The organism is Bradyrhizobium sp. STM 3566 (assembly GCF_045571445.1).
GTDB lineage: Bacteria > Pseudomonadota > Alphaproteobacteria > Rhizobiales > Xanthobacteraceae > Bradyrhizobium > Bradyrhizobium vignae.
On record NZ_CP120692.1, the window covers coordinates 6,335,549 to 6,359,423 of the forward strand.

12 protein-coding genes and 5 pseudogenes are annotated in these 23,875 nt (G+C 56.8%); 7 read left to right on the forward strand and 10 right to left on the reverse strand.

What is annotated here, in order from left to right; all coding sequences use genetic code 11:
• Positions 1-473 precede the first annotated feature (473 nt).
• The gene (locus P6U27_RS30335; RefSeq protein WP_407193057.1) at positions 474-1,970 is read right to left on the reverse strand and encodes an alkaline phosphatase family protein; all 1,497 of its coding nucleotides are present in this window, start codon (positions 1,968-1,970) and stop codon (positions 474-476) included.
• A gap of 255 nt (positions 1,971-2,225) precedes the next feature.
• Complete coding sequence (locus tag P6U27_RS30340) at positions 2,226-4,658, reverse strand: CoA transferase (protein WP_407193058.1); 2,433 nt, start codon at positions 4,656-4,658, stop codon at positions 2,226-2,228.
• 1,098 nt (positions 4,659-5,756) lie between these two features.
• On the opposite strand from P6U27_RS30340, the gene P6U27_RS30345 reads away from it, so the two are divergent.
• The 4 genes and pseudogenes from P6U27_RS30345 to P6U27_RS30360 form a co-directional block, all read left to right on the forward strand.
• Positions 5,757-6,617, forward strand: coding sequence for a methyltransferase (locus P6U27_RS30345; protein WP_407193059.1), 861 nt, complete (start codon positions 5,757-5,759; stop codon positions 6,615-6,617).
• Positions 6,618-6,683: 66 nt separating this feature from the next.
• Positions 6,684-7,826 (forward strand): phosphonopyruvate decarboxylase, encoded by a 1,143-nt coding sequence (gene aepY / locus P6U27_RS30350; protein WP_407193060.1) that lies wholly within the window; start codon positions 6,684-6,686, stop codon positions 7,824-7,826.
• Between the two features lie 199 nt (positions 7,827-8,025).
• Positions 8,026-9,468 (forward strand): phosphonoacetaldehyde dehydrogenase, encoded by a 1,443-nt coding sequence (gene phnY, locus P6U27_RS30355; RefSeq protein WP_407193061.1) that lies wholly within the window; start codon positions 8,026-8,028, stop codon positions 9,466-9,468.
• 212 nt (positions 9,469-9,680) lie between these two features.
• Positions 9,681-9,869 (forward strand): annotated as a pseudogene (locus P6U27_RS30360) (hypothetical protein); the annotation flags it as partial.
• 1,036 nt (positions 9,870-10,905) lie between these two features.
• Here P6U27_RS30360 and P6U27_RS30365 read toward each other — a convergent pair.
• Positions 10,906-11,111 (reverse strand): annotated as a pseudogene (locus tag P6U27_RS30365) (cold-shock protein).
• A gap of 783 nt (positions 11,112-11,894) precedes the next feature.
• On the reverse strand, positions 11,895-12,110 hold the full coding sequence (locus P6U27_RS30370) for a helix-turn-helix transcriptional regulator (RefSeq protein WP_407193062.1): 216 nt from the start codon (positions 12,108-12,110) through the stop codon (positions 11,895-11,897).
• A 443-nt stretch (positions 12,111-12,553) separates the two neighbouring features.
• On the opposite strand from P6U27_RS30370, the gene aepX reads away from it, so the two are divergent.
• Positions 12,554-13,480, forward strand: a complete 927-nt coding sequence (gene aepX, locus P6U27_RS30375; protein ID WP_407193063.1) for a phosphoenolpyruvate mutase — start codon at positions 12,554-12,556, stop codon at positions 13,478-13,480.
• A gap of 218 nt (positions 13,481-13,698) precedes the next feature.
• Here aepX and P6U27_RS30380 read toward each other — a convergent pair.
• A pseudogene (locus tag P6U27_RS30380) lies at positions 13,699-13,869 on the reverse strand (helix-turn-helix transcriptional regulator); the annotation flags it as partial.
• A gap of 574 nt (positions 13,870-14,443) precedes the next feature.
• On the opposite strand from P6U27_RS30380, the pseudogene P6U27_RS30385 reads away from it, so the two are divergent.
• A pseudogene (locus P6U27_RS30385) lies at positions 14,444-15,254 on the forward strand (isocitrate lyase/phosphoenolpyruvate mutase family protein).
• 359 nt (positions 15,255-15,613) lie between these two features.
• Here P6U27_RS30385 and P6U27_RS30390 read toward each other — a convergent pair.
• The 5 genes and pseudogenes from P6U27_RS30390 to P6U27_RS30410 form a co-directional block, all read right to left on the reverse strand.
• The gene (locus P6U27_RS30390) at positions 15,614-16,681 is read right to left on the reverse strand and encodes an IS3 family transposase (protein ID WP_407192984.1); all 1,068 of its coding nucleotides are present in this window, start codon (positions 16,679-16,681) and stop codon (positions 15,614-15,616) included.
• A pseudogene (locus tag P6U27_RS30395) lies at positions 16,648-16,836 on the reverse strand (transposase); the annotation flags it as partial. The gene P6U27_RS30390 and the pseudogene P6U27_RS30395, both read right to left, overlap by 34 nt.
• An 820-nt stretch (positions 16,837-17,656) precedes the next feature.
• Positions 17,657-18,412: a hypothetical protein gene (locus P6U27_RS30400; protein WP_407193064.1), complete on the reverse strand. Its 756-nt coding sequence runs from the start codon at positions 18,410-18,412 to the stop codon at positions 17,657-17,659.
• 606 nt (positions 18,413-19,018) lie between these two features.
• The gene (locus P6U27_RS30405) at positions 19,019-20,287 is read right to left on the reverse strand and encodes an aminotransferase class III-fold pyridoxal phosphate-dependent enzyme (protein WP_407193065.1); all 1,269 of its coding nucleotides are present in this window, start codon (positions 20,285-20,287) and stop codon (positions 19,019-19,021) included.
• A gap of 298 nt (positions 20,288-20,585) precedes the next feature.
• Positions 20,586-21,779: a KamA family radical SAM protein gene (locus tag P6U27_RS30410; protein ID WP_407193066.1), complete on the reverse strand. Its 1,194-nt coding sequence runs from the start codon at positions 21,777-21,779 to the stop codon at positions 20,586-20,588.
• Positions 21,780-22,844: 1,065 nt separating this feature from the next.
• On the opposite strand from P6U27_RS30410, the gene P6U27_RS30415 reads away from it, so the two are divergent.
• Positions 22,845-23,873 (forward strand): hypothetical protein, encoded by a 1,029-nt coding sequence (locus P6U27_RS30415; RefSeq protein WP_407193067.1) that lies wholly within the window; start codon positions 22,845-22,847, stop codon positions 23,871-23,873.
• The last annotated feature ends 2 nt before the right edge of the window (positions 23,874-23,875 follow it).

The following is a 23,875-nucleotide window of genomic DNA, read 5'->3' on the forward strand; positions in this document are numbered from 1 at the left end:
GCTTTTCGCCTCGTGACGGATGTGTAATCTACGCTAGTCGCTGACGAGCTTGAGCTCGCACCAATTGCCGAGCCGATCTCTTCGCTTCAGGCAAGGGCGCCTAAGGCTTGAGGCATCTCAGCATCTTGTATCGCCGTCCGGTACAAGCTCCGTCGAGTGGGGCTATACAGTCCTTCGCAAGTAACGCAGCAAGAGCTGGGCCAACTCACTACGTCTGTGCCAGCTATGGTCGCCGGAATCTGCCAAAGCCCACGATAACTGATTGTGCTGGCGTGCTTTGAAGATAGCTGCACAGCTTTTCTTGTTTCTAATCCGCCACCATTGCTGCCCCGCGGCACCTTGGACAGCCGAAGCCGAGGCAATCTGAGTCGCCTGCCCTGCTTGACGCTTACAGTTGCGGCCATCAGACGGAAGACAGGCACAAGTAGATCAGCGGCGCTTTTTCATGGGTCGGGATCGATCTTCGCGTACGATCAACTGCAGTGATTGGAAGAAGCATCCGCCGAATCGACGTAGATTGTCGCGCCGACCTGCACGCGACGCAGGTCCTGCCGGTATCCACCGGCTCTCGCCTTATGAACCGTCTCGATGGCCGGAGGATTCTCTGCACCGAAGATAAGGGCCTCTGCGAGGACGCGGCCGGTCATCGTGGACGGTCGCGAAATGCCAAGCAGGCTGAGCACGGTCGGCGCAAAGTCGCAGATACCTGATGGCACATGCGATTCCACGCCGCTTCTGAACAATGGGCCCGCCAGGATGCCGAGCGACGACATTTCTTTGGCGTGCAGCCCGCCGTGCACACCGAGCCCAACCGGCGAATTCGGGCTCCAGCAGCGGCCGGGAAAGCCAAAGGAATCGAGACAATGGTCTCCCCGAAACGAAAACAATATGTCAGCCGACCGGGGATGATCGGCGAAAACCAGATGACGGGCGAGGCTACCTGGGGCGATCCCATCCTCCCCGCTCTTAGCGGCCGTAAAAACCGGTCCGCACCAAGACCGTTCCATCATTGCCGCAACCAAGCGGCGGATGGCGCGGTCGGATGGCTCCCTCAGGTAAATGGCGCCAACCTGACCCGATATGACGACCGCGTCGATCCCCGGTCCTGGCACTTGGCCACAACGCATCCCAGTCGCCTTCACCGTGTCCAAGAGATCAGCCTGCTTGTGGACCGTGACATGGCCATGATCGGATGCAACGATAAGATGCACGCCCTTGGGCGCACCTTCAGATTCCCACCAGTTCAGCACCCGGCCGAACTGGCGGTCGAGAAAGCGGATCGCCTCCAGGGTCGGCGTCGCGCCGATTCCGCAATGATGCGACGACGTGTCCGGCTCGCCGAAGGAGAGAATTGCGACATCGGGCTGAATTTGAGGCCAGACCTCGTCAAGAAACGCCGAAGTTAGAAAGGCTTGAGCGGCAAGATCCGGCGTACCGAGGGGCGTAGGCGCGGGCGTCGGCCCAAGCCGCGCCTCCACCCTTTCGAGCATTGCGGCCGGCGTTGCGACGCGGGCGAAATGACCCGAGAGCGTCACTTGGCTCAGCGATCGAGCCTTGTGGTTTAGCATGCGAGTTGCTCCGGCCGAATTGGAGGCGAGAACCGCAAACGTCTTGCCGTTCGCCGCGAGGATCTCGCCCAGCGACGGCGCGCCGACCACATGGCCGCAACTCGCGGCATCGAGGTCCTCGACCAAGCGGTCGTCGCTCGTATCGATCAAGCGCGGCGCTGCGGCCACGCGGTCGACAAACCTGTTGCCGACAATGCCATGACGATCTGGCGTCGCGCCAGTGATCAGGCTCGTCAGTGAAACTCGGGTGTCGCTGGGGTAGATGGTGCGCTGCCGCGCTAGCGTAGCACCGCGGCGCTTGAGTCTATCGAGGTTCGGCGTCCGCGATGGACTAACAAGATCGGGGCGAAGCCCGCCAAACAACACGATGATAACCCGGTTTGGACCTGATCGATCTGACATAATGGCACGCTCACTTAGCTGTATGTTTCAAGGCTCCTACGGCTGCTCGCTTGAAGCGCCGAGACACGGTTAGAGATCGACACAGGCTGGGTGAGAACATGTCACCGATGCTTTTCGCGCCGTCCATGTGAGCCTTTCCGTGATCCCATCACGACTTTCGCTCAGAACGCGAGATCGTGCCGCCATCATCACACACGACAGCCGCTCCCGGACACAATACCTGGGCCGGTTATCCTGAATACGCATTCCTTGCCTTTAACGTCCCTCACAGAGCACTGTCGTCCCGATGATGCCTTCGCTCGCCAACTCAGCAACGTCCTTATCGGAGAGCTTGAGAAGCTCAGTCAGGATCTCGCTATTGTGCTGCCCCAGCGTCGGCGCCGCCGTCCGAATCATACAAGGTCCGCGCCCCCCGCGGATCGGCATTAATGGCTGTAGATGCGCACCGATGAAAGGGCGCTCGACTTGCTGCAGAAATCCGCGCGACCTTAGATGAGAATCCTGCACCAGGTCGATTGGATGCCGAGCTACGCCGGAAGCAACTCTTACCGACTGCAATTCGACCATTGCCTGATCTGCATCACGGGTGCGCGTCCAGGCTTCGATAGCGTTCTCGATGTCATCCTCAACGCTACGGCGGGCTTCCGCAGAATTAAGCGAGGCGTCCGTGGCCCAGTCTCGTCGACCAATAAGAGTGGCCAGCCTCTGCCACATCTCATTGTCGGTGGCAGCTACTATAAGCCAGTTATCCTCGCCCGCGCATCGAAAGCAGCCGTGAGGCACGAAATGCGGATGTCGATTGCCGTACCTTTTCGGCGGCATAGGGTCGATCGAGTGGATAGTGAGCCATGGCGCCGCAAATGGCAGCATGCATTCGATCTGGGCAAGGTCAATAAGTTGTCCTTGCCCGGCATCACGGGCACAAATCAGCGCGATCAGAATTGCGGCGCAGCCGTTCAAGCCGCCGATAGCATCTCCGAAGGCAACATGGCTCATCACGGGCGGCATATCGGCCTTTCCGACCACAGTCGGCAAGCCCGAGCCCTGCTCGAGAGTCGAGCCGTAGGCCCGACAATCGCGATACCTACTATCCGCGCCAAACGCGGACATCGACAGCTTAACCAGTCCAGGGTTGAGCGCTCGTAGCACATCAAAACCCAGTCCGAGCTTCGGGAGGACATCTACTGAATAATTGTCGACGACAATATCGGCTTTCGCCAAAAGGCGCTTAACAAGAGCGAGACCTCGTGGCCGCGTGAGGTCAAGTGTAATGCCGCGTTTGTTGCGGTTCATGATGCAGAAGCATGGCGCCCGCTCGTACATTTTGTCTTCGATGAAAGCCGGGCGTCGGTCAACGCCGCGCCACCAATCCGGATATTGGATGGCCTCGATCTTGATGACGTCCGCACCAAGATCCGCCAGGATGCGCGTACACAAGGGTCCTGCCCACCCCATCGAGAAGTCTATCACGCGAACCCCATCCAACGGCGGCCGTCCGGCATTAATGCAGGCCGATGAAGGTGAGGGCAGACGCCTCCGGACGTTCGCGATAGCTTGCTGTTCGCCCGGTACCGGAACCTTACCTCCTCGGCGCGGCGGCGTTAACGTCAAGCGTTGCATCGAGCCAGCGGTCAGGCCCTCCTCTTCGTCAAGGAGCACAGGCACGATCGCGCCGCGCTCTGTCCTCTCACCGTCGTGGAGAAGATCGGACATTTGGGGTACTGGCACGATAGGAATCTTACGTTTACGCCCCTCCGTAAACCACTGCTGCGCTGTACGCGTTTTCAGTCTCGGTAGGAATTGTTGTTCGATCTGTTCAATGTCGCGCAGACGATCTTTGCCGAGGAGCAGAGCCGGATTCTCGCCGAATTCGGAAAGGCCGAGCATATCGCAAAACGCTCTCCACTGAGCGGGTGTGAAGGCTGTAACGCCAAGCCATCCCCTTTTCGTTTCGTAAATACCCGCCGGAAAGACTGGCCAGAAGCGATTGATGCCAAGACGGCGTACGACCTCGCCACACGCCGATGCCTCAAACATGAGGTATTCGCTGAGAACGAGGCTCGATTCGAAAATACTCAGTGACCACCTCCGGCCCTGCTCGCCCCGCATTCGAGCAATCACCGAAGAAGCCGCGGCAATAAAACCCCACAGGCCGGCCAGAATACCTGTCTGGAAATCTGGAGCGTGTGAAGGTGGCCCTTCTGCCGGTCCAACCAGCTTGATCAGCCCAGCAAGCGCACGGACCGTCGAATCGGTCGCTGCAAAGCCTGCATAGGGTCCTCCACGCCCGAACCAGCTCGCCTCAACGTGGATCAAGCCCGAGTGGCGGTCACGGATCGCAGCGACGTCAATGGGCGGGCAATTCGCGGAATCAACATCCCGACCATCGATCAAGACGTCGCAATCCTCGATCAGCGCAGTTAGTCGCGCGATCGCCCCCGCCTCAGCAGGGTCAAGGATAGTGCTCGATTTGTTGAAATTGAGAAACGCGAACCACGCACTTTGGCCATTGGGAGTGAGTGGCGCAGTACGGCGTATTCGATCTCCCCACGGCGGCTCGATTTTCTGAACGTCAGCCCCGAAATCCGCAAACAATCGAGCGCAATAGCTGCTTGCGTCCGAGCTGCCGATCTCGATCACCCTCAGATGTGACAATACCCCTGGAGATTGTTTCCTTTTGCTATCCATACGATGCCCCAAATATCACTCGCCGACTCCGCTTCATTACGAGCGAGCGTGCCGCTGCTTAGCAGGCCATGAGTATCCCGGCCGTCGTGGTACAGCGATCAAGGGCCCGTTCTGTAGCCGGTACTCGGAAGCGAGCCTGAGCTCGGCGGAAATCACGTGGACCCGAGCGACAATGACTAGGACACTCAACATCCGGCTCGAAGAAGCAAAATGCCCTTAAGTGGCCGGCACTTGCGTGTCCACGGCGGGATGAATTGCCGAATTTATGCAGAATGTAGGAACAGCTAGGTGCAGACAAGGCTGTATGCGCTCTTTTCGCTATCGTAGAGGAAGTGAAGCCAATGCAGCAACAATTGTACCAATCGCGTCCAGCGCGAAATTGATGACGCGAGACAAGGGCTAGATGGACTTTGCATCTCGTCCGAGGCAATGGCGCATTGAAGCAACTATCACAAAATGTGCGGAATGAGACAACGCGTCGGCTTGCGCTCGGCTGTCTGCCAAAAAAGATCCAATATGGTGGCGGCGTGTCGCTCCGTTCTTTCTAGTCAACTACCAACTCTCGCAATTGATTCAGTGGAAAGACTTGCGTTACTGCAGTGGGCGAGCGCTAGCGTACCGTCAGCGGTCGAATGCAACAGGAGCTCTCCAGCTAATGGAAGCGCATAATGACTCGGACGCGCATTCGCCAAGCACGCTGCCTCAGTTGTCACCGGAGATATTTCTGGCCCTCGTGCTGCCGAGTCGGTCCGCTCTCAGGGGCCGCATCCTCAGCCTCTTTCGTGCGGCGCCAGCTTTCTCAGAGGTGGCGGCCGTGATGAGCAATCTCATCTACTTCTGAATGACTTTGATCTAGAGGGACATGCGATCATGCAATCGTCTGCATTATCATCTGGCGCCGCGTCAATGTCGCAAGGCTCGCCCGACTGCCCTATATGCGGACCCGAGTTAGCGCAAATAATCAGGTGGCGTGACAGTTCGTATGCCGCGGATCTCTATATTGCGGCTGTCTCATGGCTGGATCTTTTCACCTACCTTGACGGTCATCCGGTAACGGAGGAGGAGCTCCGGGTCCATTTCTCCCTTCGGGAGCGTCCGATGCGGACCATGCTTCGCCTCTTTGAATCGTGGGGCCTCATCACTAACGAAGCCGGCCGGCTGCACGCAACCGCAGCGTCCGTTCGGTATCTGAGTGGCAAATCCCCGGACAGCGTCGCATCGTATATTGCAACGATGAAGTATAAGCCTTCTGTTCGGGAGCTTTACGAAGTTTTGCGAGATGGAGGCGCCGACACCTGGCACGTTGAGCGCGGGGTGACGAAGAGCTGGGACGCCCTGATGCAGACCGACGAGTTCGCTGACCTGAATACACGCGGGATGGAGGAGCGAGGGCGGATTTTTGCGCCACACCTCGCAACTCTTCTTGATTGCACGGATGAAAGTTCCATCCTCGACGTGGGCGGTGGATCGGGCGTCTATTCCGCTTATTTGCTAATGCGCTATCCCGCACTCACAGCAACGATTCTGGAACGGCCGCCCGTTGATCAGCTTGCGCGGAGATGCCTCACCGAGCGGAAGCTTTATCCCGATCGCGCCCGAGTCATAGCTGGAGACATGTTCGTTGACCCGCTACCAAGGGACGCAAGCCTCCATCTTTATTCGCACGTTCTTCACAATTGGGGATCAGACAAGGTCCGCCTTCTCCTGAACAAGTCCTACGACGCTCTTCGTCCTGGCGGGCGCGTGGCGATTTTCAGCTGCCACCCGGACGACCGTGGAGGCCATCCGTCTCCGGCTGCTGAAGCAGAATATTCCGTGCTGCTCACGACAGGGTACGAGGGCTGCTGTTACAGCTTCGAGGACATGCGCACGATGCTTGAGGACGCTGGCTTCGAGCAAATCGGATATCACAAATCCATCTGCAACCGCAGCTTAGTTGTCGCACGAAAGACCACCTAAAACATCAAGACGGCTTGGGGAGGCATTTGGTGCTGCCGCTGCTCTTCTTCAATTCGTGAGTGCGACATGCCGATTCAGACCAACGTTCTGTTGTCGAAGCTCCGGACAGCTGGGTACAGTCTCTTCTCCGGCGTCCCCTGTTCACACTTTGCTGACCTGTTCGACGAAGCAGCTCGTCAGCCTGGATTCCTGGCGATTCCCGCAGCTAATGAAGGCAGTGCAGTTGCCTTGGCCGCGGGTGCGGTGCTGTCTGGTCGCCGAGCGGTCGTGGCGCTTCAGAACTCCGGTTTCGGAAATATCATCAACCCGCTGACCTCATTATTAATGGTCAGCGAAATACCGGTCCTGCTCCTCCTATCCGTCCGCGGTCACCCCGATGAGCCTGCGGATGAGCCACAACACACGATTATGGGGGCCAAGACAATGGCCCTCTTGGACTTGCTCTCTATTGAGTGGCGCGACTTCGATGGAACTGATACCGGCGCGGATCGTGCGATCGCGCGCAGCGACGAACTATTTCGCAAAGGGGCACCCTTTGCGCTGCTCTTTCGGACTGGCCAGCTATCCAGTTGCAACGCAGTAAAGCGACCGCCTGGCACGATCGACTATGGGCTCAGTGTCGGGGAGGTCATCGAGACGATTTGCAAGCAGATCGACTCAGATACCCTCATTATTTCTACGTCCGGATTTATCTCTCGTGAGCTGTTCCGGGTCTGGGATCGTCCGCTGAATTTCTATGTCCAGGGCTCGCTCGGGCATTGTGGCGCGGTCGCTGCAGGACTTGCGCTTACGGCGCCTGCCAGAACGGTCCTGGCATTGGATGGAGATGGCAGCGTACTGATGCACATGGGGGCTCTGTCGACCATTGGCTACGCAAGCCCAAACAATCTGATCCACCTGGTGCTAGATAACGAAGGCTACGTTTCAACGGGTGGTCAGCTCTCGACCTCACGAACATCATCTCTCGACTCCGTCGCCTCAGCGTGCGGGTATCGCACCGCCGCCCTTTGTAAACGGTCAGACCATCTCATAGCCGTCACCCAGCAATGCTTGAGGACGAGTGGCCCTCACTTCATAGTTTGCAAGGTCAACCGGCTTCATCCGTCGCGGCTTCCTCGCGTCACCTCTCGATATTCGCCTCTTCAGAACAAGTCCACATTCCAGCGAGCGCTCCACAACCGCGGCAGCGAGCCAGCTACAGCATGGTAGAAGGAAATAGTGATGCACCGGAAGCCATCATATTCGACTCTGGCCATGCTGTGCCTGGTCTACATTGACAACCCTTTCCAAAGCGACGTGCCATCAAAGAACCGCTCCGGCGGCTCCGCTCGCCGCCAATGCATCTATTCCCGACCAAGACGCGACATGTTCCAGCAATCTCACAGTCACATTCTGGTTGAGCTATCGCATGCCTGATTTCGATCAAGACTATCATCCAATGCTCATAGCAGGTTCGCCTTCCCATTCGGACCGGACGATCGAAGTAAGAAATCCTTTCACGGGGATGCTTGTAGGCAAAGTGCCGCAGGCACGACCGGAACATGTACGGAAAGCGTTTCAGGCGGCGGCGCGAACTCGTCCCCGGCTGACCCGACGCGAACGGATGGATATTCTCCTTGGAACCGCAAGCGCGGTTAGACGAGATCAAGATCAGCTGGCTCGGCTAATTACATCGGAGACGGGTCTCTGCCTGAAAGACGCCCTGCACGAGACCAAACGCGCCTGCGACGTCTGGTCGTTTGCCGCCCACGCAATGATTCAGAGCGAGGGCGAGATTTATCCATGTGACATCGGCACAACTCCTCACGAACGACGCATCTTTGCCATTCGCAGGCCTCTTGTCGGTGTGATCTCCGCAATCACTCCATTCAATCATCCTCTCAATCTTGTCAGCCATAAACTTGCTCCAGCCATAGCGACAAACAACCGCGTCGTCCTAAAGCCATCCGAACGAGCTCCACTGACCGCCCTGGCACTCGGCAGGATACTGTTTGAGCAGGGACTGCCGGAGGAGATGCTTTCAATCCTGACGGGAACCCCGGATTCGTTGGAAGATGCTATGTTCACCGACCCGGATGCGGAGCTGGTGACATTTACAGGGTCCGTTTGCGTAGGGCGATACATCGCCGAGCGGGCCGGATACCGGAAGCTCATACTCGAGCTCGGAGGGAACGACCCAATCATCGTTCTTGAGGATGCTGATCCCGAACGTGCAGCGTATTTAGCGGTCCAAGGTGCAATCAAGAATTCGGGTCAACGATGTACAGCCGTCAAGCGGGCCTTGGTAGCCGACACTATCGCGGACGATTTTGCAGATCGTGCGCTCCATTACATGCGGCAGGTCATGACCGGCGACCCCAGCGATCCATTTGTGGACGTCGGGACCGTGATCAGTCAAGAGGCCGCTCAACTTATCGCTCGACGTGTTGCCGGCGCGATTGATGATGGTGCCATCCGGCTACTCGGCAGTCGGCCTCACGGCGCATTTTATCCACCTGCGCTCTTGGATCATGTTCGAGCGACCTCCGAACTTGTTGTTGAAGAAACATTCGGGCCCGTGCTGCCGATCATCCGTTGCCCAAACGATATCGATCAAATCATATCAATCGCAAACGCTACCAAGTTTGGACTTTCCGCGGGTGTTTGCTCCAACCGGATTGATCATGTCACAAGACTGATCAATGGTCTCGACGTAGGAAGCGTGAATGTGTGGGAAGTTCCCGGTTATCGGACCGAAATGACGCCCTTCGGCGGAATCAAGCAATCCGGGCTCGGCCATAAGGAGGGGATTCTCGAGGCGATGCGCGGGTTCACGCAGCTGAAGACGTACTCACTCCCGTGGCCAGTCTAGGGTTACAACGGGCTACAGCATTCCGAAAAGTGATTCGAGGAACAGTAAGAGCCTGTTTGCCGTCAGCACTTATGGGACGAGTTGAGGACCATCACGGAGCAGCGATTTCCGGTTCATCGTAGCCACCATGAGCGAAGATGAAGCGGAAATCGAACCGCGTAAAGCGCCGGCAGATCAAGCGCTAAAAGCATTCAGCGTCAGACACGCCGGTGGTGCGCGCCTCGGGCATTGATATTGCCCGCCGCACGGTCGCGAAGTACCGCGAAGCAATGCGCATTCCTTCCTCAGTGCAGCGCCGTCACGACAAAGAATGGGTAACAATCAACAGCCGAGCATCGGCCATATCTCGCCATCCTCCCAAGCCGTCGATTGGGGAGCCCGAAAGCGACCCTTTGTCGTAACTTCCGAAAAAGCGGCCTTGAACTTCGTCCGGCGCTATTACTCGCCTCGGACTGCGTTGGCCAGGAGCGATAAGCGACGACTGGAGTGCTGCGATATTAGAGAACGAGACTTTCCCCAGCTCGGCTCGATCACATCACCGAGATAAAATCCGCTGGTAGCGCGTGGCTGGAGGGCGGATGGGCTCTTGGAGGGTGCAATTCGGGGAGGTTTAGATGATAATCCCGGCCGGCCGCTGCTACCAACGCGCGGCTTTGGATTAGATCATGAGTAACGTTGCTCGAAGCAACACCGCCGATCACGATGGGACGCGGCTTCTTCGCCTCAGGGACTTTGCCCGGCAAGTTGATGACGAGAAAACTCAGAAGGCAGTTGGCACCATTCTGTGCGTTTGCACGTTTCGGCCCCCCGCAAGCAGGTTGGCTAAGCCGCCGGCGGTGGATTAGACAATTGCGCTAGGACAATCGTAGCCCGCAAACGGCAGGAGCGAAAGCGGCACTGGTGCCTCGACTTTTTCCGAGCCAACGGCGAAGCCCGTCAGCTTCTCGCAAGGTTTCCGGGGTAACGGTGCCGTCCTTGTTTACGAAATTGGTGAGCCCGGGACAATCATACCCATCTAAGAGGACGCGATGTCCCGTCTCAGGTGGTTCTTACCAATACATAGATTGACGGAGAATCTTCAGCAGGCAATCCAGCCAGAGAAAACGCGCCGGACGAACAACAGAGCACGGTCCGGAGCTGTACTGGCGTTCTTGTAACTCAGATCTCGTGGTGAAAAGATCGCTGCACTAAAGCCACGATCGTCTACTGGCCCGCGCTGAGAGACCCCTTTTGTCCCGCGACAAGCTAATGGCTCCTGCGTCACCAGCGCTTCACCTCCTTCACCATCGCAATGCTCCGGCGGAGCCCGTCGAAGTTATGTTCCCTGCGCGGAAAAGAGGTGGCCACGTCAGCGAGACGTCACCACCACTGCACGATCATACTCACAAGTTCGAGACAAGCCGTGCTCTCGTTTAGGGCATCATCAGCTTGCTCGTATCAGCCAACCCGGAGATCCTCAGCTGACAGTTTGCCCGTACGCCCCGTCTTGAGTTCATAACTTACGCGGGCTCCCTCCTCGAGGGTGGTGAAACCAGCTTTTTCTACGGCACTAAGGTGCACGAAAACATCGGGGCCTCCATCCTCGGGCCTGATAAACCCATAACCCTTGGTCGGATGAACCACTTCACAATACCCATTGCCACGGCGGCACCTCCATACTGAACGCTTGTGATCTAGCGAAGAGTCTTCCGCTCATCAAGACCAGGGACAACTAACGCCGCGGGCTCGATGCCAAGGGCTCGCGCTCTTTTTTTGTCGGATGGACTAGCTATGCTTCAATACGCGAACGATAGGAACGTCCCTGGCGCGAATTCCAGGCCTCAGGGTCCTGATGACGCTTTTGCCTCGGCTTGGGTTGCTGGCTGCCGGCTGCCGGTTTACAGGAGAATTGCATGCATACATACGCCGCTCTAATCACCCAAAAGACGAGCTGGGGATTAGTGGCCCGCGAAGATCGTTCACCAAGCCGGCAAAGCTCCGTGAGCATCACCCGATTTCGGTGAGGCGTGTACACCGCTAGAGTTCGAGCGACGTCTACCAGCAGCACGTTTTGGAAATGCGTCGGCCGACTGTCACTGCCGCCCCCCCCAACGCCGTCTAATCCGCCTTTGGATAGGCATAACTTCAGGACGTCTGCCGCTATGATCACCGGACCTTCCTGTGACGCGTATAAGGCCAGTAGGCTCGCAGCGGGAAGACACACGATTGGGGCCGGGCTCACCGTCGAGCTTTCAAGAGCGTGACGCGCCGGCGGCACTACATCGGCTCGCTCGTCCGCGTTACGCCTCACCATTACGATAGGCGACGACCTGGAAGCGCGCATATATCAGCGCCTCTTTCATCGCAGTACAGTCGGCGGGACGCAATTTCTTTCGCATTTCGCCACCGTAATCCACGGCCTTATGAGCCAGAGCCCGAACCGCGATCTAAATAAGACCCAGACGCCTCGCTTTGACCACACACTCGGTCCGGGTGCTCGTTTCGAGCTTTCGCATCGCATTCTTGATGTGGAAATTGACGGTGTTCTCGCTGACGTTCAGGATGACCCCGATCGACCAGGATGACTTCCCCTTCTCGACCCATCGCAAACACTGTACTTCCCGTTCCGACAGTACAACCACTTTCTCTTCGATATCGGCCATGACTTTTTCCTGGGCGTGAGAGATCAGGAACGGCATCAGCAAATGCCATACCATTCACTCGCCCAGGCAAACTGCCGCCGAATCAGAGCAAGTTCTTCGGAGCTAGCGGCTCCACTCTGGTGAGGCTGCCATTTCAAGCCGGCCCTATCGAGGAGCTCTCGCCATATGTCGTAAACGCCACAATCTCCATTACGACAATCGTAGCGGTCGAGACCACACTCTGTGTGAAATATCGCCCCTTCACTAAGCGTTCCTCGCGCCAGAGAGCGGGACCAACGCCCGTGAGCTCATAACGACGGCTTTGCATTTCATGTCAATCCTTGGAGATCATGCAAGCCCTTTACGTCAAAATAAACTACCAAAGCTGGTCATTGGTCGACGTCACTCCAAAAGGCTAAGAACGGCGACGTTTGCGTCAATCGAAGCGCTTCCAGGATTTGTGAATGCGGTATCAACCACAAGCCGTTCGGCCCACCGCAGGTCAGCAATACACCGGGCCATCCCCTGTCGAAAAGCTTCGCGCCGAGGTCTGTTCGAATGGTGAGCTCTCGTTCCTGATGGAGGCGCATGATGGCCTTTCGGCTAGAATCGCCGAGCGCGCGGGATTCAAGGGGCTCTGGGCGTCTGGTTTGTCGATTGCCACTTCACTAGGCTTTCGCGATGCCAACGAAGCCTCATGGACCCAGCTCGTCGAGAGCGTCGAACGCATCGCGGATTCGACTGAGCTACCAGTGCTCGTTGACGGGGATGGGGGCTTCGGCAATTTCAACAATGCCCGCCTCTTTGCACGCCAGCTTTGCAAGGCTGGCGCGGCCGGCGTCTCGCTTGAGGACAGCTGCTTCCCGAAGATGAACTCGCTCATTGGTGACCGGCATCCCCTTGCCGATATCGATGAATTCTCCGGACGTCTGCGGGCTGTGAAGGATACGGTCGCGCAACACCTTCTTCTCGTGGCCAGGATCGAAGCGCTGATCGCCGGTCACGGATTGAACGATGCCATCTTGCGTGCTCATGCCTATGCGGACGCAGGCGCCGATGCCGTCTTGATTCACTCGCGAAAGAGTACCGCGGACGAGATTCTTTCGTTCGTCACCGAGTGGGGGAACCGGCTTCCTGTCGTGATCGTTCCGACGACATATTATCGAACGCCAGTCTCCGCCTATCGTGATGCGCGCATCTCCACCGTTATTTGGGCCAATCACTCCATGCGAGCTGCGGCAGCTGCAATCCGGCGCGTCTGCGATAGTATCGCAGCTCAGGAGAGCGTTGCCAGTATTGAATCTCATATTGCGCCGCTCAGCGAGATTTTCGAACTCCTAAGGTATGACGAACTCGCCGCGTCCGAGAAGCGATATCTGCAGCCCGGATAGCCTAGGATAGCAGGGTTTGGCACCTGAGTTTTCATTCTTCAAGACGTTCCCGTGCGCCCTCACCTCTCGTCGGTCCCGCTCCAGTGTCACCTAACGGGCTGCGAAGCAAACTCCGGAGACGCTCTGGACATCCCAAAACATCTCGCCGTACGGCTCAAGAAACCACACACAGATCGGTGCCATTCTATGCGTCGACTACAAATCACGCCTTCTTTCAATCAGCGAGGTGATCCTGAGCTGGTTTCGAGCTTTCGCATCGCATTCTTGATATGGAAGTTGACGGTGTTCTCGCTGACGTTCAGGATGACCCCGATCGACCAGGATGACTTCCCCTTCTCGACCCATCGCAAACACTGCTTTTCCCGTCCCGATAGCACTACCTCTTTCTCATCGACATCCGACATGACCTTCTCCTGGGCTTGAGAGAACAAGAACGGCATCAGCAAATGCCATACCATTCAGTCGCCCAGGCAAACTCTCGCCGAATCGGAGCAAGTTCGTCGGCGATAGCGACTGCACTCTCGCGAGGCTGCCATCTCAAGCAGGCCATATCGAGAAGCTCTCGCCATATGTCGTAAACGCCACAACCGCATTACGGCAATTGTAGCGTTCGAGACCAAATTCTGTGTGAAATACCCCCTTCACTAAGCGTTCCTCGCGCCGGAGAGCGGGAATCAACGCCCATGAGCTCATAACGACGACTTTGCGTCTCGCGTCAATCCTTGCAATCATGCATGCCCTTTACGTCAAAAAAACCTACCAAAGCTGGTCATTGATCGCCGTCAATCCAAAAGGATATAAACCGCGACATTTTGCGTCAATCGAAGCTCGGCCGTCTAGGATTTGCGTATGCAGCGTCAACCACAAGCCCTTCGGCCCACCGCAGCTCATCAATACACGCGGCCATCGGCTGTCGAAAGGCTTCGTGCCGAGGTCTGTTCGAATGGTGAGCTCTCGTTTCTGATGGAGGCGCATGATGGCCTTTCGGCTAGAATCGCCGAGCGCGCGGGATTCAAGGGGCTCTGGGCGTCTGGTTTGTCGATTGCCACTTCACTAGGCTTTCGCGATGCCAACGAAGCCTCATGGAGCCAGCTCGTCGAGAGCGTCGAACGTATCGTGGATTCGACAGAGCTACCGGTGCTCGTTGACGGCGATGGGGGCTTCGGCAATTTCAACAATGCCCGCCTCCTTGCACGCAAGCTTTGCCAGGCTGGCGCGGCGGGCGTGTCGCTTGAGGACAGCTGCTTCCCGAAGATGAACTCGCTCATTGGTGACCGGCATCCCCTTGCCGATATCGACGAATTCCGGGCGTCTGCGGGCTGTGAAGGATAAGGTCGCGGAACATCTTCTTCTCGTGGCCAGAATCGAAGCGCTGATCGCCGGTCATGGATTGAACGAGGCCATCTTGCGTGCTCATGCCTATGCGGACGCAGGCGCCGATGCCGTCTTGATTCACTCGCGAAAGAGTACCGCGGACGAGATTCTTTCGTTCGTCACCGAGTGGCGGAACCGGCTTCCTGTCGTGATCGTTCCGACGACATACTATCGAACGCCAGTCTCCGCCTATCGTGATGCGCGCATCTCCACCGTTATTTGGGCCAATCACTCCATGCGAGCTGCGGCAGCTGCAATCCGGCGCGTCTGCGATAGTATCGCAGCTCAGGAGAGCGTTGCCAGTATTGAATCTCATATTGCGCCGCTCAGCGAGATTTTCGAACTCCTAAGGTATGACGAACTCGCCGCGTCCGAGAAGCGATATCTGCAGCCCGGATAGCCTAGGATAGCAGGGTTTGGCACCTGAGTTTTCATTCTTCAAGACGTTCCCGTGCGCCCTCACCTCTCGTCGGTCCCGCTCCAGTGTCACCTAACGGGCTGCGAAGCAAACTCCGGAGACGCTCTGGACATCCCAAAACATCTCGCCGTACGGCTCAAGAAACCACACACAGATCGGTGCCATTCTATGCGTCGACTACAAATCATGCCTTCTTTCAATCAGCGAGGTGATCCTGACACGCTCGCCGGAGGCCCCAACGGAGGCGTCCACGCTTGAAGGAGTGACACTCGGGATGAAGAAAGCGCTTGGAACGCCTCTGAATGCTCTGCGGCCACTACCCCTGACCTGCCACTGAATTTTCATCCGGCAGCGGTTAGAGTCTCGGAGCTTTGTACGCCAAGTGGCGCGGTTGGAGCAACGGACGATCGGCGGAGCTGGTCGGGGTTGCGTAGCCGATCGTCCGTTGCGGTGAGGTGGGCGGCATAAGCCGCGGGGGTCATGTATTTCAGCGACGAGTGAGGCCGCTGAAGATTGTAGTCGGCAACCCAATTGGCGATCTTGGCGCGGGCATGGTCGAGATCGAAGAAGAGAGTCTCGTTGAGCAGCTCGTCACGCATCCGGCCGTTGAAACTCTCGACGAAGCCGTTCTGCATCGGCTTTCCCGGTGCAATGAAGTGCCAGTCGATAGCTGCGTCCCTGCACCAGGCGAGCATGGCATTGCAGGTGAACTCGGTGCCGTGGTCGGACACGATCATTCCTGGCTTGCCGCGTCGTTGGACGACGGCCGTCAGTTCGCGAGCGACGCGTCGTCCTGAGATCGACGTATCCGGAATGGCGCCCAGACATTCCTTGGTGACGTCGTCGACGATGTTGAGGATGCGGAAGCGCCGACCGTTGGCGAATTGGTCGTGGACGAAATCCAGCGACCAGCGCGCGTTGGGCATCGCCTCGACTAGGATCGGGGCACGGGTCCCCACGGCCTTGCGGCGAGCCCGCCGCTTGCGGACGGTGAGCCCTTCTTCCCGATAAAGCCGGTAGATCCGGTTGATCCCCGATGGCTCACCCTCCCGCCGCAGCAGCACGAACAGCCGGCGGTAGCCGAAACGCCGCCGCTCGTTGGCAAGGTCACGCAGCCGGCCACGGAGAGTCGCGTCCGGAGGACGGCTGGAGCGATAGCGGATCATCTTCCGATCCGCTCCGACAATCGAACAGGCCCGCCGCTCCGACAGGCTCATGACGGCCTGCAGATGCGCGACCGCAGCGCGCTTGGCGGCGGGCCCTACCATTTTTTTGAAAGAAGCTCGCGAAGGGCGGCGGCGTCGAGCATCTGCTCGGCTAGAAGCTTCTTCAGCTTCGCGTTCTCGTCCTCCAGCGCCCTCAGCCGCTTCGCCTCTGAAACGTCCATGCCGCCGAATTTGGCCTTCCAATTGTAGATCGTTGCTTCCGAGACCCCGTGCTTGCGAGCCAGGTCGGCCGTCTTTGCCCCAGCCTCATGCTCCTTCAACACTGCGATAATCTGCTCTTCCGTGAACCTTGCTCGCTTCATCTGTCCGTCCTTCTTCGGGCCGGACTCTAACTCCATCTGGAGGAAATACGCAGGGGCAGGTCACCCCGATCTTGCCCCGAAACCCCTGATCGAACTCAATGGCAATTCATCCAGCTCGACGCGCTACATAACCTCGGGCGTGCCGGCTTGGAACAGGTTACGATTGTTGTCGAGTATCGCAAAGAGGCGATCCAAAATGCCTGCGGCTGCCACTTTGGCGCTGTTGCAATCAAGTCCGTCGACTCCCCTCTCAGGATCGTACCGGAAGTGCCTATTCGCTCTGGTTGGCGCGTGACACACTCCTTTTCGGTGACCACTTCGTTCTTGAGGGCGACGTCTTCTTCGAGGAAAATGCTTTGAGGTTGATCATGCCGAGCGCATCTTCGCAAAAGCCCATACGCGTGATCCAACCGCCTGGGGCTAGGTTCATGATGGTCACGGAAGTTTGCCGCAGCACCTGTTTATCACTTTCGCGGCTGCGTCTGTTGCCGGCGCGCAAAAGCGCTTGAGACTCACAAGCTTAACGGGGCCGAACCAATGCGGCCGGCTATTATCTCAGCAGAACGCGACCGGGTCGTCCCGGCTTGGAGGGTGAAACACACACCTCAAGCGATGGTGGGCAAAGGAAACAGTTGTTTGGCCGGCGGCCGCTTTGGTCACAGGAATGGGACGATATCTACACTTTGAAGGAGGCAGATGACTTCGATTTGCTTGCTTGCGTTTTTCCGGATCGACGCTCTCCTGCAAGCGACTGCTCCGCCGAACAAATCTAATCTAAAGTCGAATCTGACTCTAATGATTTGTGCGCACAGTACACCTCATCGATCGGCATTCAATGATTGCGGACACTACGGATTCAACCGCCTGCTGTCTCGGACCACGAAACGTCTGATGGCGCGGCGAAAAGATCCTTAGAGCAATGGTAAACTTCACTTTTTAGCTCGTCACCTGTTACCCACACTAGCCAATTATCCTCAGCAATATCCTCTTCAACAAGCCGCAAGATCGATCCGCCGGGTTCATGATGATAATAGTGTGGAAGCCCTTTATCCACTCGCCAGCGAGCCACAAGCGCGCATAAGAAATCGGGAGCCCACATAGCATAAGCGATGCGGCGCGTAACTCGGGCTATCATCCCCGGGACGCCCTGTCCTCTAAGATCTCTGCGCACCCAAAGATCCCCGTTGTAGGCTATTTTTCCGGTCATTTCCTCTGCGGCGGGGGCCATGCAAGCGCAACGATCGTGATGATGCGCATGTGTGATCGGCTCACTGTAAAATGCTCTCAGCGACCGAAGATGCTCTGCAAAGCTACTGTGCGAAAGGTCATACAGCCGAGTAGCATTTGTAAGCACGACGTCGTTGTTCTTGTCGAGGCCGACCACCCAATATCCCTCGCCTGGGCGAATAGTCGATCGGTCAGGCCGAAAGTTTGGAAACGTTCGCCCTTTCGTCGGAGTTGCCCGGGTAATTGAGACATATTCATGAAAATCGAATCCCAGGAACAGGGTGATGTCTTTCTGCGCGGCCATGGTGTCGCATATCGGGCTGGACCGTGAGAGATGCACCGGAATGCGTGCGCACATTTCTGCCGCTCGCTCGTCAACCGTCATGAGTTACCTCGCACGTTATAACGATCAAACATGATACGCTCTGCACAATGAATGTCGTACTACCTTTTCTCTTGGGCGCTTACGGGCCAAGTTGTGGGATGCCGCTCGTACGCAGGTACGCGCGAGAGGACCAGACTGGTGGCGTTCACATTGAACTAATCGAAATCAAACAACTCGCAAGTCTTGTTGGACGGACCACTGCGCATGCGATCGCGAACTTCTTTCGCTTCAGCTTGCATCTTTTTCGAGGAACACAGGACTCGTTCACCAAGGCCCCTGAGCCGCGCCTCACGCAGCATAATCATTTTAGTCGTCCTGCCCGTCTACATTGGCTGACGATACGTCGATGCTTTGACTTCCCGTTCAGTTTGCATCAAGCAGCGGCTAGCGACTCATGTATTTTTCGGCTAAACTGTTCTTCACTCGAAGAGTTCTGCCCTTCTGTCACATGTGCGCAACCTTCGCTTGCTTGCAGAGCCTTTCCAGCATCACCACTCCGCCCCGATGCCGCCCATCTCACCGCAACGGACATCGGCTGCGATCCGGACGTCCATTGCTCACCCCTACTTGGCCGACAAGATGGCGACGCGCAGTTTCCGTGCCAGATCAGCTCGCATCATCTTTGTCTCTATCCCGCCGGGATTTATGCCTCGCAGTCCCTCTTTGATCCAGGGCCTCCGCCAAGGCTTCTTCAAATATTTGAAGGCCCCTATTGAGAGTCTCGCTATCAATCGTGAGTGCCGGCAACAATTGTATGACCTCACCAACCGAAGCGCATCGCTCAATAAATAGACCTCTCGCGAAGGCGTTGCGTCTGGTCGCTTCTGCAATTTCAGACGTCTGGCAATCAAATCCCAACGCCAGCCCCCTCCCCCGAACAGAAAAGCTACTCCCATAGTAGCATGCAACGTCGTTGAGCCGGCAGCGCGCAAGCTCTCCCAAGCGCTGCACCTCCTCCGAGAGGAGGCGGTCGCGCCAATAGATATCTATGGCCGCGGCTGCAGCCGCAAACGCAATGTCGGTCTTTTCCGTACCCGCGTTCTGCACAGGCCAAGTATGGTCGACCTCATCTTTAATTAGCAGCATTGACAACGGCAAACCACAGCCGCTCAGAGAACTCGACATCACAACGATGTCCGGCGATAAGCCCGCGACCTCGAAACTAAAAAATTGGCCTGTCCGGCCACAGCCCATTTCCGTTTCGTCTAGTATCAGAACGGCGCCAGTCTCTTTCGCAATTGCCTGGATCGACCTTAACCACTCTTTGCTCGCTACGTTCATGCCACTGTTTCGCTGCACAGCTTTGACCAGAATTGCAGCTGGACGATCAATGCCGCGGTACTGGTCAAGCAACACCTTTCGCAAATGGTCGGTTGTACTAACGACCGGCCCAACATAGCCGTCGAATGGGACAAGACCTAGTCCGCGTGGAGACACGTCAACGCCAGTACGTCGAAGCCCGCCACCGCGCAGAGCAATGGATTCGCTCTGTCCACTGGTGAACGAGACGATATTCTGACGTCCCGTAACTTTGCGCGAGAGCTCCAGAGCTGCGTCGATAGCGATGGCGCCACTTGGTCCAGTGAATTTGAAATGATATGGCCGCAAACCCCGTTCGCAAAGCACGACAGATCTGAACGTATCCACAAACTTAAGTTCAGCAGAAGTAGCCATGTTAAACCCGCTGACCACCGCATCTGACGTTAGATACTCGAGAATAGCCTCCCTGATCTGATGATTGTTGTGGCCGTAGTTTAGCGACCCGGCTCCTGAGTAGAAGTCGATAATCCTCCGGCCATCCACCGTCAAAGCAATGGAACCGCGCGCTCGAATTAAAATGACCGCAGAGGTCTCCGTATCAAAATGGCTGTTCATAGCGGCTTCAAGTCGTGCATTTTATCCGGCTCGCTACCCACTCTTCTTGCACTGCGATCCTCCAACAGCGATCAGCCAGGCGCCTGCTCGGCACGACAGCATATGTTCCCGAATTAGTTCACTCAGTTACCGGAGCCCCTTTACCGGAGCCCCCTTGCGACCCGTTGCTGGACGACTGGGTAAATTGCTGCCGGGGAGTAGATGAGGCGCAGCCTGGGATCCGCCGCCCCTTGGCTTGATCCTCCTCTGCACCTTTTCGCCCAATACGGAAGTGCTTCACGTCGTGCCGCGGTAGCCTCTAGTTCTTCAATCGATCATCCTCCGGCAGATCATCTAACCAGCAAGCGGACTCGACGTATTGCCTCGAAAAGATCTTCCCGATTTTTTCCGGGATCTTGTTTTGATGATATCGCATATAGATACGTCCATCATCACCCACATCAAGAATCTCGATCTTCCCGGTGTAATGCGACATGATATATTTGAAAGTCTTTTCGATGCCCGCCAGACGTTGATTGACGCCTTTCGCGATCTCTATTCCGCGACGAAGCGGCACCTGAAAATGGGACGCACCCTTTACCGGCCTTGCTTGAAAGAGATAATAAGGGCGGATGCCAATTTGGTGGAACTTAGAGAAAGTCGCTGTCAAAAGCTCTGGATTGTCATTTACGTCTGCAAGCAGCACAGATTGATTGAGGAACTGCACTCCTTGTGCACGCAAGGATCGGATATTTCGCTCAGCATCGACCGAGATCTCACCGATGTGATCGAAATGCGTGACAAGCACCGCGGTCTTGCCCGCATCACGTATTCGTTGGAAGAGAGCAGGTAGAGCGGGATCCTCGAAGCGCTTTGGCTCAAAGGCGAACAGTTTGGTGCCGATTCGAATGGAACCTAGATGCGGAATCGAGAGTAGATGAGCAAGAATCTCGTCGAGCTTTGCCGTACTAAGAACAAAGGGATCGCCTCCCGACAGCAGGACGTTTGTCATCTCAGGATGGCAGCTAATGTACTGACCAACTTTCGCGACATCCGGGACGATCTCATCTGATTCTCGGCCAACTAGTCGCTTGCGGAAGCAAAACCGACAATAAGAGGCACAACGGTTAGTCACCAGCAGCAAGCCGGTCTGTGCGTACTTGTGCTGAAGTCCACGCACCACGGTGTTGTCATGCTCACCACTCGTGTCCAGAATGCCCGGACTGTCGAGCTCCTTAACCGACGGCTCCACAATCCGTCTTAGCTGCTCGTAGTAGCCGCTGTTCGCCATCTGCTCGCGGTAGAATTTTGTGACATGATGACGTGTGATGCTACGCGCTTGTAGCTCTGTCTCCTCAATCTTGCGATCGCCTTCTATAAATCTCATGACCACGGTGCCGGGGGATGCCTCTGATTGGCCGGATGACAACCGAGGTGAGAGATCTCCAGCAGCCGTCAATTCGCCTGGCGCACTGCCCGCGTCAGCTATTTGAGTCAACGGAGAAGGTTTCATTTGAACTCCTTCGGAACGGAGGGAGATCGTTCCGCAATGACGTTATTCGTCAGCTTCCAGCAATCCGCGTGCCAACAAGATCTGGCGCTCCACCAGCGCAACACATCAGACTCGAAGCGACTTCCCGGCTGTCGAGTAAACAATGGTCGTCCGTTTGTCGGGATTCAAACATGATGTCCTCGATTGGACATAAGCTCCGATGAGACAAGAAGGCTCATTTGCTTCAACCGTTCGCCGCTTGACAAGTTTGACGGTCCGACCGATCAGACACCACCGCCCCAATGTTTCGGAGGTCACAAAAAGAGGTCCTCTCGCTACGACAGACTCTCAGAGCGTTGGTAGGCGTACTCGTCCCATGAGACCGGCGACCGCGAACGGATAGCTTGCGCCCATCGAAATAGACGCCGCTTAGAACGTGCACTTCTCCGCGGAGACTAAGTCAGCCAACTGATCGGCGATTTCTCAGGCCAAAAGGGGGATTCGAACAGGGCAATCGGTCTGCTCCCATCGCATCTGAAGCAGAATGAAAATAAATCCTCACTGCCTCCCGAACTACCCTCTTTGAAGATCTGCGTACCTTGCTTGCTGCCTCTACTGTATGGCTGCAGATACGAACATGTCCGGTAAACACTGCCGTTGCCTGGCTTTTACGGCACAATATTGAACGTCGAGCGGCTCCGACGGCCGCTGAACGCGATTTGACGGGCGAACTCCCTCTGTTGGTAGGTGCGCACATCTGTACGCGTCGCTAAATGTGCGGCTGCTAATCCAGTAAGTCAGTCCGGCATGCTACGACGCGAAGCATGCGGTTACCAAAGAGCCCGACGCCGTCATGACCACAATCGTCGATTCAAAGGCATAGTTTTGCGGAGCATGATGGATTGAGGTCTCTATTCACGTAAGTAATGAGACGACAGTGATGCAGATGAAGCTCTAGGTTGGTTTCTATGACACTCTTCGTAAACGGACATCACAGGATGAAGGCCGTTTCCATCGGCTTCTATGCCATTTTCAACGCAAGTCCCTTGCTCTTCGGCCGCGCGGCCGCGGTAGAGGAATGATACGATGGAGATGCTGACGAGAACTCCAAGGGACGGCAAGATTGCTAGCTCCCACTCACTCGCGAAGCCATGCGGGGTGGCAACTTGCCATCCTCACTTCGGCGAGCTGCTCCAGGGAGCTTTCGCCCTTGAGAACGGGGCGGACCGCCGCACCGTGCGCGCGCTCGTTTCAGTTCACATGCCGCACGCCGATGGGTCCGAAGCCCGTGCGACGTTGGAGCCGAGCCGCATCGGAAAGTTTGTGCCGCAAGTCGGCCGCACCGGCATCCAAGTGACACCAAGTCATTTCTACAAATGTGAGCTCGCGGCTCGACTTACCCTCGATGCTTTTGAAATGGGGAATATGGCGGCCACCCTTGAAGTTAGGACTTTCGTTCCGGAAGGCGCCGGGATGGGGTCGTCTACGAGCGGCGTAGTGGCCACCATCCGCGCGATCGCGAAGAGCGTCGCGGCCTATCGGGGATCACGCGTGCTTATGGCGCCCCATCTCCAAGCGAAGCTTGCGGTGGCGGCCGAACATGCGTGCGACTCGCTGATGTTCGACTGCACAAGCAGCACCATTCTTTTCGCCCACCGGATGGGCAAGGTTGTCCAGCTTTTCAACGGTCCTCTCCCTCAAATGTACATTTTGGGGTTCGACACCGGCGTGGCCCAGGGGGGCATTGGAACAGACCGCTTACCGCGGGCGCGCTACTCACGTGATCAGATCGCCGCCTTCGGTTGCGCATTGGCCGTCCTGGAGCGTGCGATCGCAGAGCAGAGCGTTGCACTCGCCGGCCGGGTGGCGACTTTTTCCGCCATACAGAGCGAGACCGCCCTTCAGAATCCGCTCAAAAAGCCGAAGTTTGACGAACTCCTCCGCATCAAGGAAGACACAGGATCGGCCGGCATTGTTGTTGCGCATAGCGGCACGGTCGCCGGTCTGATCTTCGACCCGCATTTAGCCGACCTTCGCAGCCGACTGGATGAGGCCAAATCCGCGATCGGTCGCCTTGGCTTCGATATCCTCCGTAGTTTCTCGACTCCCTATTGAGG